A 15,165-nucleotide genomic window follows, 5' to 3' on the forward strand; every position below is an offset into this window, starting at 1 on the left:
GACATGCACATCGATCGATAGGTCGCACCAACTCATGCGCTATCGCCCGCGATTGGCAACCGAGCAGCAGCGATCTCACGCCCCAGGATCTGCTGGTCCCAGCTGATTGGCGGCCAGAATTTCATCGATCCGTTTAACAATCTGCGCGGCCTCTTCCTGCGACTGGGCACCAGCAGTAATTTTTTCGGCACGTGCGTGGAACACGTCCCAAAAATCGTCCGGATGCTGGCTGCGAATCTCAGGCAAGTGTTCTGCCAGCTGTTTCAATTGCGCATCGATATCGGGTGTCATCAAGATCTCCTTCTGTAGCCAAACGCGGTTGATAAGACGTGGCGAAGAATGCTCAGTTGGATTCGGACAGCGCATAACTTGCGCGTTGACGCGAACACGCAAATTCCAGAGACCGTCCGCATCTGCCTGACGAACATCCAACGCAACACCATTCCGCTACGCTACCGCCGCCTGGGTGAGCCTGATGACAATGCAGCAGGCAACGTCATCGGCGGAACGAAAATCTGCAGTGCTACGGACGCACCAGCGCTGCAATCTCGCTTGGGAAATCTGCGCGCTGGCAACCCAGGCAGTGATTGGTCGTGGTTCCTAGTCACTTGCGCGCTCCAGCCAGCAGCGTCAGTTTGTTGTTGAGCTCGTGATTGAACGCAAGGTCCAGACACTTCGCGATGCTGATCGATCTGCTGCAGTTATCGCCGGAAGCGTGCCGCAGAATTTCTGCGCCAGGTGCGGGCCACACCTTCCGAGGACTTCGCTCAGTCATCCGCCAAGATGGCGTTGTAAAGGGTTCTTCGACACCGCGCTCGAAGGCCAGAGGATCGGCCTGGGTACGCTCGATTCCCACCGTCAGCCACCGCACGTCAAACCCCCGATGTTTGCGCGACAATGGCGCCATGAACAGCCATGACCTCTCCCCCGCCGATGCGCGTGCACGCGCCCTGCAAGGCGCCTTGTTGATCGATATCCGGCACCTGCATGAGCGCGCCAGCGGCCAGGCCGAAGGTGCGTTGGCGATTGCGCAACACGATCTTGAAACCGCACCCACCCAGCATCTGCCCGACCAAGCAGGCGAAATCCTGTTGATCTGCCAGAGCGGCAAACGCTCCGCGCACACGGCCGAGGTCTTGCGTGCACAGGGGTACGCGCAGGTGGCATCGGTGCTGGGCGGGACCACTGCATGGATGAGCGATGGCCTGCCGTTGGTGCGCCCGACCCTGCCGGCGGACGAACAGGATTTTCTTGAGCGCTATTCGCGGCATCTGCGCTTGCCGCAGGTCGGCCTGCAAGGCCAGCAGCGGCTGGCACGTGCGCGCGTGCTGCTGATCGGCGCTGGCGGGCTGGGCTCGCCGGCTGCGTTTTATCTCGCTGCCGCAGGCGTCGGCCACCTGCGCCTGGCCGACGACGATGTCGTCGACCGCAGCAATCTGCAGCGCCAGATCCTGCACACCGAAGACAGCGTCGGCACTGCCAAGGTTGACTCGGCGGTACAGCGGATCGGCGCGCTCAATCCGCGCGTGCACGTCGAGGCGGTGCAGACACGCGTGACCGCCGACAACGTGGAAGCGTTGTTGCAGGGTGTTGATGTCGTGGTCGACGGCGCCGACAACTTTGCGGCGCGCTATTTGCTCAACGATGCCTGCGTCAAACTCGGCAAGCCACTGGTCTACGGCGCGGTGCAACAGTTCGAAGGCCAGGTGAGCGTGTTCGATGCCGGCCGCCATCGCGGGCAGGCGCCGTGCTACCGCTGCCTGTTCCCCGAGCCGCCGCCGCCGGAATTTGCCCCCAGCTGCGCGGAAGCAGGCGTACTCGGCGTGCTGCCTGGCGTGATCGGGCTGTTGCAAGCCACCGAAGCGCTCAAATTGCTGCTTGGCATCGGCGACAGCCTGAGCGGCCGCCTGCTCAGCTTCGACGCGCTGTCGATGCGGTTTCGCGAGATCCGCCTGCCGCCCGACCCGCACTGCCCGGTGTGCGCGCCGGATGTGGCATTTCCCGGCTATGCGGACTACGCGTCCTTTTGCGGCAGCGCAGTCGGCTGAGCGCAGCTTTCGAAGCGGCATTGCAGGTCTGCAACGTCCGATCAGCGCCTTGATCGCGCTAGCGGCGCAGATCCGCCGGCGCGACTTGGCGGCCAATCAACGTCGGTTGAAGCGCTAACGCGTTGAGCGAACCCACCTCAGGCGCCTGCGTACCACAGCGGCTTTTGCAGCGCGGCGAAGCCAAGCGGCACACATTCTCCGCACCGCTTCCTTCTTGCCCACGCGACTGCAGCGTCGCCGCGCAGACGAGTCATTTAGAGCAGCTAGTCAAACGACGTTGCAGCCGCCAGGTAGGGCGGCCCGTGCTCGGAATCACTCGTACACACGGATTCTGAGCGCGCCGTCCATACCCACTTGACGACTGCTCACCACGTTGAGTGAGCCGCTCTTGGTCATCTGCCTACAGCGCGTACGGAATCACCCGCACGATCTCGCCCGCCTCGAAGCGACGCGCCTGCTCCGGCAGGACGATCAGGGCATTGCTGTCGGCCGCGCCACGCAGCAAATGCGAAGCGTCGCCACGATGCGGCTGCGCGCTCAGATGTCCGTCGGTGCCACATTCCAAGCGGCCGCGCAGGAATTCCAGGCGCTCGTGACGTTTTTCCCAGGGACTAGCCAGCGCGGCGTGCCACAACGGGCGCGGCTCGCTGCGTCCCTGCAACCCGTCCAGCAACGGCACACCGTAGGCGATCAACGTTGCCAGGACAGACACCGGATTACCCGGCAGCCCCAACACCAGGCAGCGCCCGATCTGCCCCAACACCGCCGGCATGCCCGGACGCATGCGCACACGCCAGAAATGGATCTGCCCCAACTCCTGGATCAGTCCCGGCAGATAATCCTTTTCGCCGGCCGACACACCGCCGCAGGTAATCACCACATCGAAGGCGGCCGCCGCATCTTCCAGCATGGTGCGGATGCGCTGCGGATCGTCCGGCAAGGTCGGCCACGCGGTCGGCGCATAGCCCAGCGCCCGCAGCTGCGCCATCAGCATGTCGCGGTTGCTGTTGTAGATCTGGCCGGGGCCAAGCGGCATGCCCGGCTCCACCAACTCATCGCCAGTGGCCAGCACCGCGATGGTCGGCCGCGGTGCCACCGCCAGTCGCGACATGCCCAGCGCCGCAGCCAGCCCGATGCGCGCGGGAGTCAGCACCTGCCCGGTCTGGATGACCAGATCGCCTGCACGCACATCGCTGCCGGCCAAGCGCACCGATGCACCCGCGCTGGGTGTGGACCGGATGGTGACCACGCCGTCGCGTTCTTCGGTGTCTTCCTTGGGTACCACGGTGTCGGCACCTGCCGGAAGCGGAGCACCGGTGGTGATGCGCAGGCATTGCCCTTCGGCCAGCGTGCCGCCCCACTGCTCGCCGGCAAACTGCTCGCCGACAAGCTGCAAGCGCGTCTGCGCGCCAGCCAGATCGGCATGCCGCAATGCAAAGCCATCCATCGCACTGTTGGCGAATGGCGGCAACGCCAGTGGCGCGATCAGATCGGCAGCGCAGATGCGGCCATCGGCACGCGCGGTGGCAATGTTTTCGTCGGGCGGACGATTGGCACCGGCGACGGCGTGCAGAATCTGCAACGCCTGCGCGTAAGCAATACGGGTGGGATAGTCGTTCATGGCATGAAGGATACCAGCGTGCCATGACTGCTCGGGGCCTACCCCGCCGGCCTGTCATGCAGATGCCGCGTGCGGGCGCATTACCCGCCGCTCGCTACCCAACACATGCTGCTGCAATCCATCGATGCCACGGCGCCGAGGCGCCATGGCATACCGCAAAGACTTACTTGCCCTTGACGTGCCGCATCAAACGCCGCTTGCGCGCAACCTGACGGTCCGAAAGCGTGTTCTTCTTGCCCTCATACGGATTGGCGCCTTCGCGGAAGATGAAACGCACCGGCGTCCCCACCAGCTTGAAGCGCTTGCGGAAGAAGTTTTCCAGATAGCGCTTGTAGGATTCCGGCAGCACCTTCAATCGCGTGCCGTGCACGATAAACGTCGGCGGATTTGCGCCACCCGGATGCACATAGCGCAACTTGGAGACGTGGCCACGAATGCTAGGCGGCGGATTGGTTTCGTAGGCGATTTCCAGCGCCTGATTCACTTCGCTGGTGCTGAACTCATGCGTGGCAGATGCATGCGCGCGATGGATCGCCTGGAACAGCTCGCGCATGCCCGAGCCATGCAACGCGGAAATCCGCACCGCCTCGGCCCAGCTGACAAAGCCCAGCTTGCGCGACAACAGGTCTTCGGCCTGCGCACGTTGATAGTCGCTCTGTCCATCCCACTTATTGATCGCTACGACCAGCGCACGGCCAGCGTCCAGGATTGCACCAAGAATGGTCGCGTCCTGATCGGTGACGCCTTCGCCGGCATCGAGCATCAGCACTGCGACCTGGCATTGTTCGATCGCCTGCAGCGTCTTGAACGCGCTGAATTTCTCCACCGCCTCTTCGACCTTGCCCCTGCGACGCAGGCCTGCCGTGTCGATCAAACGGTATTGGCGACCGTCGCGATCCATATCCACGGCGATCGAGTCGCGCGTGGTGCCCGGCACTTCCGAGGCGATCATGCGCTCTTCGCCAAGCAGGCGATTGACCAGCGTCGACTTGCCCACGTTCGGGCGACCGACAAAGGCGATACGCACGCGCGCCGGATCGGTATCCAACAACTCGCCGGCACCTTCCGCAGGCAGACGGGCACCGACTTCTTCGAGCAGTTCGTCGATCCCCTGCCGATGCGCAGCAGACAGTGCCACCACATCGGAGAAGCCGTAGCGCGCAAATTCCGAGCGCACGGTCTCTTCGTCGGTACCGTCGATCTTGTTGATCACCAGCACAGTCGGCCGCGCCAGCTTGCGCAGCCAGGCCAGGATTTCGTCGTCCAGCGATGAGGCGCCTTCGCGGCCATCGACCACGAACAGCACCAGATCCGCCTCGCCTGCGGCAGCGCGTGCCTGACGCGCAGTCGCACCGGCCAGGCCTTCCTCGTCGCCGGCGATACCACCGGTATCGACAACGATGAAGGGGCGCTCCTCGTCGAGACGGCAGACGCCGTAGTTACGGTCGCGGGTGACGCCCGGCTGGTCATGGACCAGCGCGTCACGGGTGCGCGTCAGCGCATTGAAAATGGTGGACTTGCCGACATTGGGCCGTCCAACCAGGGCGACCAGGGGCAGCATCGCAAGGTCCTTATTGTGCCAACCGGAAGGCGGTGAGATCGCCGTCGGTGTTTTGTACCAGCAGAATGCCATCGACGACTATCGGCTGCGCCAGCAGCGTGTCGCGTCCAGCGCGAGCGCGCGCGGCCAGTGCACCATCACTGAGTTTCAGCCAGTGCAGATAACCCTTGTAATCGCCAACCACGGCGTAATCGCCCTGGATGGCCACACCGGTCAGGGAGCGGCGCGCCAAGGCAGCCTGCGACCACATCGCCGCACCGCTGCTCTTGTCCAGGCCCCACACCGAACCGGCGTTGTCGGACACCACCACCATGGCGGACGACACACCAACGCCACCGGCGCCGCCGTGATCGCGCGTCCACAGCGGACGGCCGCTCGGGCCTTCCAGCGCGAGCGTTTCGTTCTTGAAGCTGGTGGCATACAGCGTGGTGCCATCCACCACCGGTGCGCCGTCCACGTCGGACATGCGCTCCAGCTCGGTGCGACCTTCCGGCACGCCGATGGCCTGCTCCCACAACGGGCGGCCATCCTGCAGCGCCAGCGCACTCAAGGTGCCGCTATCGTTGCCGACGAACACCACGCCCGGGCCGGTCACGATCGGCGCATTGCCGCGCACTGACAGGGTCGGGCCTTCCTCGGCATGGAACCAGCGACGCTCGCCGGTCGCCGCATCGAAGGCGCTGACGCGACCGTCGTTGCTACGCACCAGTACCAGACTCTGTGCAATGGCAGGCGCGGCGATCACTTCGTTGGGTACCTTGGCGCGCCACTTTTCGGTGCCGTCGGCCTGGTTCAACGCAATCACATCGCCAGACAGCGTCCCGATCACCACAAGGCCTTCGCCAACACCGGGACCGCCGGAGAGGCGCTGCTTGAACTTGCGATCGTTACGCTCTTCTTTCTTGGGCTTGTATTCCCACACGCGCTTGCCGGTCTGCAGGTCCAGCGCCTGCACGCCGCCGGTGATCGCCGAGGCGTACACCTTGCCATCGGCCACGGCCGGGCGCTGACGCACACCAATGTGCCCTTCACCCTTGCCGATGCCGGTGGACCAGATCTTGTCGACCTTGACCGACGGTTCGAACTTGACCAGCTCGGCAGGCTCCTGCGCCTTCTTGGCAGCAGCATCCTTACCGGCAAACCAGCCCTTGACCGTGCTGCAACCCGCCAACGACATACCCATCAGGGCGATCAACGCAATGCGCTTGTACATGGTGTCCTGCTTCATCAAATCTGCTCCGCCGGATCGGGCACTTTGCCGCCCACATCCATCAGCTTGGTTTCCAGCAACCGGCGCTGCGGCGAGGCCACATCCACCGTGGTCAATGCCTTGGCGTACAGCGCACGCGCCTCATCGGCCTTGCCCTGCGCGACCAGCGCGTCGGCGCGGATCTCCAGGCTGGTGTGATCCTGCGCATCGGCCAACAGCTTGATCGCCTCGTCCGGCTTGCCGCTCTCGGTCAGCACGCGTGCCAGACGCTGCTGCACGATTTGCTTGAGCTCGCCTTGTGCAGGCACGTCGCGCAGCGTCTTGATCGCTTCGGCATTCTTGCCGGCATCGACCTGCGCCTTGGCCAGACGTAGCGCCGCCAGTTCGGCATAGATGCCGCCCTTGCCGTCGTCGAGCGCCACGATGTCCTTGGCCGCCTTGTCCAGGTCCTTGCCCTGGATCGACTTCACCACCGCCTCGTAACGCGCGTTGGCTTCAACCAATTCGGTGGTGGTGTGCTTCTGCCACCACTGCCAGCCCAGGATCAGGGCCAGTCCGAGCAGGACGCCGCCCACCAGTCCCGCGCCATTCTTTCTCAACCAGGAACGAACGCGTTCGCCTTGTTCGTGTTCGTCCAGCAGATCGTCGATCGCCATGCGTACTCTCGCTCCGTCATCCCGGAGGCGCGGAACATCAAAAGGGAAAAATGAAAAACCGCAGTCCGCTTCACTCGGAAGCAGGTACCACGGAGCCGTCGGAGGATACCGCAAAACGGGCCACGTTAGCGCGCTGGAACGGTTTCACATCGACGATACTGCCGCCTTGCTGAACCTCTACCGCCGACGCATTGCCCAGCACGATGCGGCCCACCTGACCCGGCGAATAGCTGCGACGCTCACCGGCACGGATCAGTGTTTTTTCGACTGCGCTGCCATCCGGCGCCAGGATCTGCACCCAGCTGTCGCCACTGAAACTCAACGACAGACTTTTGCCAGCATCCGCCACTGCCGGTAATGCCTCGGCTTCGGGCGTTGCGCGCGGCACCGGGGTCATCGACGCAATGTACGGCGCCGGCTGCTCGCGCGGCGCTGCGGCCGGTTGCGCTGAAGTGTTACCGGCCGTGCCTGTCTTCGCTGCGACCGGCATGCTGTCCAGCGACACCGTGCTCGGCGACCTGCCGTCCAGATGCGAGCGTGTCGCATACCAGACCGGTACCGCAAACACACCGGTGATGACGACATACATCGCCTTGCGCGCGGTACTTTCGAAAATGCGGCGCGCACGCGGCGTGTGGGTATGGCTGACCAGCTTCACCGGTTCGATCGGTGCGATGCTGGCTTGCTGCAGCGACGGCTCCAGATCGATATGCAGCAGCCGCGCATAACTGCGCAACTGACCGCGCACAAAAACCGGAGCGCCCAGGCGCTGCCAGTCTTCCTGCTCCAGCGACCGCACCACATGCGCCGGCATGCGCAGCTTGCCGGCGACATCGTCGATGCTCAGGCCTGCCGCTTCGCGCGCGTCGCGTAACTGCGGCCCGCAGCCCTTTTCCTGCTCGAAAGGGTTCGGATTGGAATCACTGATCACAATGCATTGGCCCCGGGGTTAGCGGTCGCTGCGTCAGGAAATTCCTTGACCAACCGCTGTTGGTAACGGCTGGCAGCTACCTTGTCGCCTAGCCCTTGCTCAATCTGAATGGCGAGTTGTAACACGGAAGCCGTTACCGGTGCAGCCGCAAGCCGCCGTTCGATAAAAGCACGTGCTTCAAAATAATTGCGCCGTCCGGCCTCCAGCCGCGCCATCGACTCCAACGCATAGGGATTACTCGGATCCAGTTCGAGCGCTTTGCGTAAATCGCTTGCCGCGCGCTCGGGCTGCCCCGCCTTGAGTGCGCAACCACCTGCATTGCCGAGTGCGGACGCAGGCGATGCGTAGGTGCGGTCGGCCAATGCGCGATCGAACCAGATCAGCGATTCAGCAGGCGACCCATTGGCGCATACCCACGCGCCATAATTGTTCAACACATCTCCGCGCTGCGGCGCCAGTTCGGCGGCGCGGCGATAGGATGCGCCCGAACCGGCGACATCGCCGCGGCCACCCTGGATCAGGGCCAACATGCCGATGGCGTCCACCGATTGCGGATCTTTCTTCAACGCGGCGCGGATCTGCTCTTCGGCGCCGGCATAGTCGCCGGTCTGCATCCGGTTACTGGCCAGGCCGAGCTTTTCCTGCACCGCCAGACGATCCTTGGTGGCCTTGTTGTCGCGGAACGAATACACCGGCGCGACTTCTTCCACGCGCTTGGCCGAACCGGCCTTGGCATTGCGACCACCGCAGCCGACCGCGCATAACGCGATCGCCACGGCCGCCATTAACGCAAGTTCACGCTGCCGCATCTCGATCGGCCTGCCCTTCCAATGTGCGGCGGAATTCCGCCTGGCGACGGGTGCGGTCCATGACCTGCCCCTTGAGCTGCCCGCACGCCGCATCGATGTCGTCGCCACGCGTACGGCGAACCATCGTCAGCACCTGCGCGTCGAGCAGAATCTTCTGGAATGCGCGAATTTCCGTCTCGCCAGAGCGCTCGTAGCGCGTACCGGGGAACGGGTTGAACGGGATCAGATTGACCTTGCCGGCGTCCTTGGACTGCACCGTATTGTCGAACTGACGCATCAGCCTGGCCAACTGGCGCGCATGCTCCGGCTGGTCGTTGATGCCCTTCATCAAGGTGTATTCGAAGGTCACCGAGTCACGTTTCTTGTTGCCACGCAGGTAGCGCGCGCAGGACTCCATCAACTCGGCGATCGGGTACTTCTTGTTCAACGGCACCAGGCTCTCGCGCAGCGTGTCATTGGCGGCGTGCAACGAAACCGCCAGCGAGACATCGCTTTCGGTGGACAGCCGGTCGATCATCGGGACCAGGCCTGAGGTCGACAAGGTCACCCGCTTGCTGGCCAGGCCGTAGCCCAGATCGTCGCGCATCACGCTCATCGCGCGCACGACGTTATCGAAATTCATCAACGGCTCGCCCATCCCCATCATCACCACGTTGGTGAGGCGGCGCTGCTGGTGCGGCACGTTACCCAGATGGCGCGCCGCCACCCAGACCTGCCCAACGATCTCGGCAGTGGTGAGGTTGCGATTGAAGCCCTGGGTGGCGGTCGAACAAAACGTGCAATTCAACCCGCAACCGACCTGGGAGGACACGCACAGCGTGCCGCGGCCCTTGTCGGGGATGTAGACGGTTTCGATGGCGTTCTTGCCGTCGGTGCCCATGGCCAGCAGCCATTTGTGGGTTCCGTCGGTAGACGGCTTGTCGAAGACGACATTTGGAACCAGTACCTCGGCATGCTGGTGCAACTTCGCACGCAATGCCTTGCCGAGGTCGGTCATCTGGTCGAAATCGGTGACGTAGCGGTGGTGAATCCACTTCATCACCTGATGGGCGCGGTAACGCGCTTCGCCGAGCGTGTCGGCAAAGAAGCGCTCCAATCCCTCGCGATCGAGGTCGAGCAAATTCTGCTTGCGCAGTTCCGGGGAACGGACGGGAACGTCCTGCAACACGGATGGGATCACAACCTCATTCACGATTCGACTCTCTCGGCCTCAGCGCGAGACCACTTCGGTGGCGGCAAAGAAATACGCGACTTCGTTGGCGGCGTTCTCGACCGAATCCGAGCCGTGTGCGGCATTGGCATCGATCGAATCGGCGAAGTCGGCGCGGATGGTACCCGGCGCAGCGTCCTTGGGATTGGTCGCGCCCAGCAGGTCGCGGTGTGCGGCAACGGCGTTTTCGCCTTCCAGCGCCTGGATCATCACCGGGCCGGAGATCATGAACTCGACCAGCGCGTTGAAGAACGGACGCTCGCGGTGCACGGCGTAGAAGCCTTCGGCTTCACGACGCGACAGCTGCTTGTACTTGGCGGCCACGACCTTCAGGCCAGCCTTCTCGAAGCGGCTGTAAATTTCACCGATGACGTTCTTGGCGACGGCGTCGGGCTTGATGATGGACAGGGTGCGCTCCAGCGCCATGGGAAGTTCTCCGTTGGGCGGGCCACTAAAGACCCGAGGTTATCATGAAAAAAACCCGCGTCAAAACGCGGGCTTAGGCTTCTTTGCGATAGCCAATTCTATCTCTTCGCCACCGTGTTTGCACACCGCCCCCTGAATCGTGCTGCATTGCCGCATGACCTGCCCGCAACCAAACCCGTAGACTCAAACAATCGTTTGATTGAGTCCGACCCCAGCGCATGCCCAAGCCCGCCCACTTCTCCACCAAGGACCGCATCCTCGGTGCCGCCGAGGAGCTGTTCGCCCAGCACGGGTTTGCCGGCACCTCGCTGCGGCAGCTGACCACCCAGGCCGACGTCAACATCGCCGCGGTCAACTACCACTTCGGCTCCAAGGAAAACCTGGTCAACGAGGTGTTCCGCCGTCGCATGGACGAAATGACCGCTGCGCGCCTGCAACAGCTGGAGGCAGCAAAGAAATCGCAGCCGGGCGAGCTCACCGCGGTGCTGGCCGCCTTCGTCGAGCCGGCGCTGGCGATGGCACAGGACCGCCAGAACGGCGGCGCCTTCGTGCGGGTGATCGCACGCGCCTACGCGGAAAAGAACGACAACCTGCGCAAATTCCTGTCCGACCATTACGGCCATGTTCTGCGCGAATTCGGCAAGGCCATCGCCGGCTGCGTGCCGGGCCTGAGCAAGGAAGAGCTGTATTGGCGGCTGGATTTTCTAGCCGGTGCGCTCACCTATGCCATGGCCGACTTCGGGCTGATCAAGCGCCCGGCCGGCGTCAGCGAGGCCGACCATCGTGCGCGTGCCGCGCGCGAACTCATTCGTTTCGCGGAACCTGGTTTCCGCGCTCATTCCACACCGTAAACGCTCCACCAAGAGGCTAATTGCTATGTCCAATCCGTTGCTAGTTCGTCGCGCCGCCGTGCTCGGTGCCGGCGTCATGGGCGCGCAGATCGCCGCGCACCTCACCAATGCCGGCGTCGACACCGTGCTGTTCGACCTGCCTGCCAAGGAAGGTCCGGCCGACGGCGTCGTGCTCAAGGCCATCGCCAATCTCGGCAAGCTCAGCCCTGCCCCGCTCGCCAGCAAGGCGTTGGCCGAGGCGATCACGCCGGCCAACTACGAGAGCGGCCTGGAACAGTTGCGCGATTGCGACCTGATCATCGAAGCGATCGCCGAGCGGATGGACTGGAAGCAGGACCTTTACAAGAAGATCGCCCCGTATGTGGCCGATCACGCTGTACTTGCCTCCAATACGTCGGGCCTGGGCATCAACAAGCTCTCCGACGTGCTGCCCGAGCAATTGCGCCACCGTTTCTGCGGCGTGCATTTCTTCAACCCGCCGCGCTATATGCACCTGGCGGAGCTGATCCCGGCCAAGTGCACCGACAAAGCCGTGCTGGAAGGCCTGGAAGCGTTCCTGGTCACCACGCTCGGCAAGGGTGTGGTGTACGCCAAGGACACCCCGAACTTCATCGGCAACCGCATTGGCGTGTTCTCGATCCTGTCCACCATCCATCACACGCAGGAGTTCGGCCTGGGCTTCGATGAAGTGGACGGCCTGACCGGCCCGCTGGTCGGCCGCCCGAAGTCGGCGACCTACCGCACCTCGGACGTCGTCGGCCTGGACACCATGGCGCATGTGATCAAGACCATGGGCGACACGCTGCCGGACGACCCGTGGCACCAGTATTTCAAGTCGCCGAAGTGGCTGGACGCACTGATCGCCAAGGGCGCGCTGGGCCAGAAGGTCGGCGCCGGTATCTTCCGCAAGGTCGGCAAGGACATCGTGGTGCTGGACCTGCAGAAGCAGGATTACCGCGCCGCTGATCGCACTGCCGCACCGGAAGTGGTCGAGATCCTCAAGATCAAGAACCCGGCCGAGAAGTTCGCCAAGTTGCGTGAGAGCCAGCACCCGCAGGCACAGTTCCTGTGGGCGACGTTCCGCGACCTGTTCCACTACAGCGCCTATCACCTGGCCGACATCGCCGAGACCGCGCGCGATGTGGATCTGGCGATCCGCTGGGGCTACGGCTGGTCGCTGGGGCCGTTCGAAACCTGGCAGGCCGCTGGCTGGAAGCAGGTGGCGCAGTGGATTGCCGAAGACATTTCCAACGGCAAGAGCATGAGCAGCGCGCCGTTGCCGAATTGGGTGTTCGATGGCCGCGACGGCGTGCATGGTGCCGAAGGCTCGTACAGCCCGGCGCACGACGCCAAGCTGCCGCGCTCCGCCTTGCCGGTCTACAAGCGCCAGCGCTTCCCCGATCCGCTGTTGGGCGAACAATTCTCGCCGGGCGAGACCGTGTTCGAAAACGACGGCGTGCGCATGTGGCATGACGGCGACGACATCGCGGTGGTGAGCTTCAAGACCAAGATGAACACCGTGTCCGACCATGTGCTCAACGGCTTGCAGGACGTGGTTGGCCGCGCCGAGAAGGACTTCGCCGGTCTGGTGATCTGGCAGCAGAAGGAGCCCTTCTCCGCCGGTGCCGATCTGGCCGGCGCGCTGGGCCTGTTGCAGGCCGGCAAGGTGGACGCGTTCGAAGCGCTGGTCGCCAACTTCCAGGCAACCAGCCAGCGCATCAAGTATGCGCAGGTGCCGGTGATTTCGGCCGTGCGCGGCCTGGCACTGGGCGGTGGTTGCGAGTTCCAGATGCACAGCGCCAAGACCGTTGCATCGCTGGAAAGCTATATCGGCCTGGTCGAAGCCGGCGTCGGCCTGCTGCCGGCCGGCGGCGGGTTGAAGGAGATCGCGGTGCGCGCCTCGATCGCCGCAGGTCCGGGCGGCGACGTGTTCGCCGAACTGAAGAAGACCTTCGAAACCATCGCGATGGCCAAGGTCTCCAACTCGGCGGTCAACGCCCAGGAACTGGGCCTGTTGCGCGCTACCGACAAGATCGTGTTCAACAGCTTCGAGGCGCTGCACATCGCCAAGGCCGAAGCACGTGCACTGGCAGAAGGCGGCTACCGCGCCCCGCTGCCGGCACGTCGCATCCAGGTCGCCGGCGACGTCGGTATCGCCACCTTCAAGATGCTGCTGGTCAACATGCTGGAAGGCCGTTTCATCAGTGAATACGACTATGAAATTGCCACCCGCATCGCCACGGTGATGTGCGGCGGCGAAGTCGATCGCGGCGCGCTGGTGGACGAAGAATGGCTCCTCAAGCTGGAGCGCAAGCACTTCGTCGAACTGGCCCAGCAGGAAAAAACCCAGGCGCGCATCGGCCACATGCTCAAGACGGGCAAGCCGTTGAGGAACTGAGAATCGGGAGTGGGGAATCGGGAATGGGTAACAGCCCCACCGATTTCCCGCTTCTCCCCATTAAATTCTGCCGGGCGATGAAGATGGCGAACTCAGGCGAATCCGCACTTGCGATTCCCGATTCCCCATTCTCGATTCCCGGCTACCGGAGATAGCCAAATGAGCAAGCAGATTCAAGAAGCCTACATCGTTGCCGCCACCCGTACGCCGGTCGGCAAGGCGCCAAAGGGCGTGTTCCGCAACACCCGTCCTGACGACATGCTGGCGCACGTGCTGCGTGCGGTGGTGGCGCAGGCGCCGGGCATCGATCTGTCGCGGATCGACGACGCCATCATCGGCTGCGCGATGCCCGAGGGCGAGCAAGGCATGAACGTGGCGCGCATCGGCGTGCTGCTGGCCGGCCTGCCCAACACCGTGGCTGGCCAGACCATCAACCGCTTCTGTTCGTCCGGCATCCAGGCCGTGGCGATGGCGGCCGACCAGATCCGCCTGGGCAATGCCGACCTGATGTTGGCCGGCGGCACCGAGTCGATGTCGATGGTGCCGATGATGGGCAACAAGGTGGCGATGTCGCCGAACGTATTCGCCGACGACCACGTGGCCATTGCCTATGGCATGGGCATCACCGCTGAGAAGGTCGCCGAAGAATGGAAGGTCTCGCGCGAAGATCAGGACGCATTCGCACTGGCCTCGCATCAGAAGGCGATTGCGGCCATTGCCGCAGGCGAGTTCCGCGATGAGATCACGCCGTACGAAATCCTATCGCACCAGCCCGACCTGGCCGGCAACGTCATCGCACTGCGCAAGCGCCTGGTCGACACCGATGAAGGCCCGCGTCCGGACAGTTCGCTGGAAGGCCTGGCCAAGCTGCGTCCGGTGTTCCGTAACGGGCAGTTCGGCGGTAGCGTCACTGCGGGCAACTCCTCGCAGATGAGCGACGGCGCCGGCGCGGTGCTACTGGCCTCCGAGCAGGCGATCAAGGATTACGGGCTGACCCCGCTTGCGCGGTTTGTCAGCTTCTCGGTGGCAGGCGTGCGCCCGGAAGTGATGGGCATCGGCCCGATCGCGGCAATTCCCAAGGCACTCAAGCAGGCCGGCCTGACCAAGGACCAGATCGACTGGATCGAACTCAACGAAGCCTTCGCCGCACAGGCGTTGGCGGTGATCCGCGACAGCGGGCTCGACCCGTCCAAGGTCAATCCGCTGGGTGGCGCGATCGCACTCGGTCATCCGCTCGGTGCGACCGGCGCGATCCGTGCGGCCACGCTGGTGCACGGCCTGCGTCGTCGTCAGCAAAAGTACGGCATGGTCACCATGTGCATCGGCACCGGCATGGGTGCGGCGGGCATTATCGAAGCGCTGTAAGTCGTTTTCATTCGGGATCGGCCACCGCGCCGATCTCGCGAACGCGAGGAAGAGCCGACCGAAGGCGTGCGCGAGCACG

Annotated in this window: 14 protein-coding genes; 4 read left to right on the forward strand and 10 right to left on the reverse strand. The window is 63.8% G+C overall.

Translation table 11 applies throughout. The features are described 5' to 3' along the window. Positions 1 to 75: 75 nt before the first annotated feature. Both ASF90_RS20050 and ASF90_RS23700 read right to left on the reverse strand, forming a co-directional pair. On the reverse strand, positions 76 to 291 hold the full coding sequence (locus ASF90_RS20050) for a hypothetical protein (protein WP_055854346.1): 216 nt from the start codon (positions 289 to 291) through the stop codon (positions 76 to 78). 313 nt (positions 292 to 604) lie between these two features. Continuing rightward, positions 605 to 907 (reverse strand): hypothetical protein, encoded by a 303-nt coding sequence (locus tag ASF90_RS23700; protein WP_153066554.1) that lies wholly within the window; start codon positions 905 to 907, stop codon positions 605 to 607. Here ASF90_RS23700 and moeB point away from each other — a divergent pair. Beyond that, positions 906 to 2,048 carry a molybdopterin-synthase adenylyltransferase MoeB gene (moeB, locus tag ASF90_RS20055; RefSeq protein ID WP_055854588.1) on the forward strand — a complete coding sequence of 381 codons (1,143 nt, stop codon included), beginning with the start codon at positions 906 to 908 and terminating at the stop codon, positions 2,046 to 2,048. The genes ASF90_RS23700 and moeB overlap by 2 nt on opposite strands. Positions 2,049 to 2,448: 400 nt before the next feature. On the opposite strand, the gene glp is transcribed toward moeB, so the two are convergent. From glp to ndk, 8 genes are all read right to left on the reverse strand, one after another. Then, positions 2,449 to 3,669 carry a gephyrin-like molybdotransferase Glp gene (glp, locus tag ASF90_RS20060; RefSeq protein WP_055854348.1) on the reverse strand — a complete coding sequence of 407 codons (1,221 nt, stop codon included), beginning with the start codon at positions 3,667 to 3,669 and terminating at the stop codon, positions 2,449 to 2,451. A gap of 163 nt (positions 3,670 to 3,832) precedes the next feature. Next, the gene (gene der / locus ASF90_RS20065) at positions 3,833 to 5,230 is read right to left on the reverse strand and encodes a ribosome biogenesis GTPase Der (RefSeq protein WP_055854351.1); all 1,398 of its coding nucleotides are present in this window, start codon (positions 5,228 to 5,230) and stop codon (positions 3,833 to 3,835) included. Positions 5,231 to 5,240: 10 nt separating this feature from the next. Further along, positions 5,241 to 6,458 (reverse strand): outer membrane protein assembly factor BamB, encoded by a 1,218-nt coding sequence (gene bamB, locus ASF90_RS20070; RefSeq protein ID WP_055854354.1) that lies wholly within the window; start codon positions 6,456 to 6,458, stop codon positions 5,241 to 5,243. After that, entirely contained in the window at positions 6,458 to 7,096 is a 639-nt protein-coding gene (locus ASF90_RS20075) for a tetratricopeptide repeat protein (RefSeq protein WP_055854356.1), read from the reverse strand. The genes bamB and ASF90_RS20075 overlap by 1 nt, the downstream gene beginning before the upstream one ends. 70 nt (positions 7,097 to 7,166) lie before the next feature. After that, the gene (locus ASF90_RS20080) at positions 7,167 to 8,027 is read right to left on the reverse strand and encodes a helix-turn-helix domain-containing protein (protein WP_055854359.1); all 861 of its coding nucleotides are present in this window, start codon (positions 8,025 to 8,027) and stop codon (positions 7,167 to 7,169) included. Further along, positions 8,024 to 8,812, reverse strand: a complete 789-nt coding sequence (gene pilW / locus ASF90_RS20085; RefSeq protein ID WP_055854362.1) for a type IV pilus biogenesis/stability protein PilW — start codon at positions 8,810 to 8,812, stop codon at positions 8,024 to 8,026. Before pilW ends, ASF90_RS20080 begins: the two co-directional genes overlap by 4 nt. Positions 8,813 to 8,822: 10 nt before the next feature. Next, the gene (gene rlmN, locus ASF90_RS20090; protein WP_055854364.1) at positions 8,823 to 10,028 is read right to left on the reverse strand and encodes a 23S rRNA (adenine(2503)-C(2))-methyltransferase RlmN; all 1,206 of its coding nucleotides are present in this window, start codon (positions 10,026 to 10,028) and stop codon (positions 8,823 to 8,825) included. An 18-nt stretch (positions 10,029 to 10,046) separates the two neighbouring features. Beyond that, positions 10,047 to 10,472 carry a nucleoside-diphosphate kinase gene (gene ndk / locus ASF90_RS20095; RefSeq protein ID WP_002812972.1) on the reverse strand — a complete coding sequence of 142 codons (426 nt, stop codon included), beginning with the start codon at positions 10,470 to 10,472 and terminating at the stop codon, positions 10,047 to 10,049. A 218-nt stretch (positions 10,473 to 10,690) separates the two neighbouring features. On the opposite strand from ndk, the gene ASF90_RS20100 reads away from it, so the two are divergent. The 3 genes from ASF90_RS20100 (at position 10,691) to ASF90_RS20110 (ending at position 15,086) form a co-directional block, all read left to right on the forward strand. Beyond that, complete coding sequence (locus tag ASF90_RS20100; protein WP_007963815.1) at positions 10,691 to 11,323, forward strand: TetR/AcrR family transcriptional regulator; 633 nt, start codon at positions 10,691 to 10,693, stop codon at positions 11,321 to 11,323. 25 nt (positions 11,324 to 11,348) lie between these two features. Continuing rightward, the gene (locus tag ASF90_RS20105; RefSeq protein WP_055854366.1) at positions 11,349 to 13,721 is read left to right on the forward strand and encodes a 3-hydroxyacyl-CoA dehydrogenase/enoyl-CoA hydratase family protein; all 2,373 of its coding nucleotides are present in this window, start codon (positions 11,349 to 11,351) and stop codon (positions 13,719 to 13,721) included. Between the two features lie 159 nt (positions 13,722 to 13,880). Next, entirely contained in the window at positions 13,881 to 15,086 is a 1,206-nt protein-coding gene (locus tag ASF90_RS20110; RefSeq protein WP_055854369.1) for an acetyl-CoA C-acyltransferase, read from the forward strand. Positions 15,087 to 15,165 lie beyond the last annotated feature (79 nt).

The organism is Xanthomonas sp. Leaf148, from assembly GCF_001423585.1.
GTDB lineage: Bacteria > Pseudomonadota > Gammaproteobacteria > Xanthomonadales > Xanthomonadaceae > Xanthomonas.

Excerpts from the sequence above, each read along its gene's own strand:
- ASF90_RS20050 (WP_055854346.1), bottom strand. The coding sequence starts at position 291 with ATGACACCCGATATCGATGCGCAATTGAAACAGCTGGCAGAACACTTG.
- moeB (WP_055854588.1), top strand. The coding sequence starts at position 906 with ATGAACAGCCATGACCTCTCCCCCGCCGATGCGCGTGCACGCGCCCTG.
- ASF90_RS23700 (WP_153066554.1), bottom strand. The coding sequence starts at position 907 with ATGGCGCCATTGTCGCGCAAACATCGGGGGTTTGACGTGCGGTGGCTG.
- glp (WP_055854348.1), bottom strand. The coding sequence starts at position 3,669 with ATGAACGACTATCCCACCCGTATTGCTTACGCGCAGGCGTTGCAGATT.
- der (WP_055854351.1), bottom strand. The coding sequence starts at position 5,230 with ATGCTGCCCCTGGTCGCCCTGGTTGGACGGCCCAATGTCGGCAAGTCC.
- bamB (WP_055854354.1), bottom strand. The coding sequence starts at position 6,458 with ATGAAGCAGGACACCATGTACAAGCGCATTGCGTTGATCGCCCTGATG.
- ASF90_RS20075 (WP_055854356.1), bottom strand. The coding sequence starts at position 7,096 with ATGGCGATCGACGATCTGCTGGACGAACACGAACAAGGCGAACGCGTT.
- pilW (WP_055854362.1), bottom strand. The coding sequence starts at position 8,812 with ATGGCGGCCGTGGCGATCGCGTTATGCGCGGTCGGCTGCGGTGGTCGC.
- ndk (WP_002812972.1), bottom strand. The coding sequence starts at position 10,472 with ATGGCGCTGGAGCGCACCCTGTCCATCATCAAGCCCGACGCCGTCGCC.
- ASF90_RS20100 (WP_007963815.1), top strand. The coding sequence starts at position 10,691 with ATGCCCAAGCCCGCCCACTTCTCCACCAAGGACCGCATCCTCGGTGCC.
- ASF90_RS20105 (WP_055854366.1), top strand. The coding sequence starts at position 11,349 with ATGTCCAATCCGTTGCTAGTTCGTCGCGCCGCCGTGCTCGGTGCCGGC.
- ASF90_RS20110 (WP_055854369.1), top strand. The coding sequence starts at position 13,881 with ATGAGCAAGCAGATTCAAGAAGCCTACATCGTTGCCGCCACCCGTACG.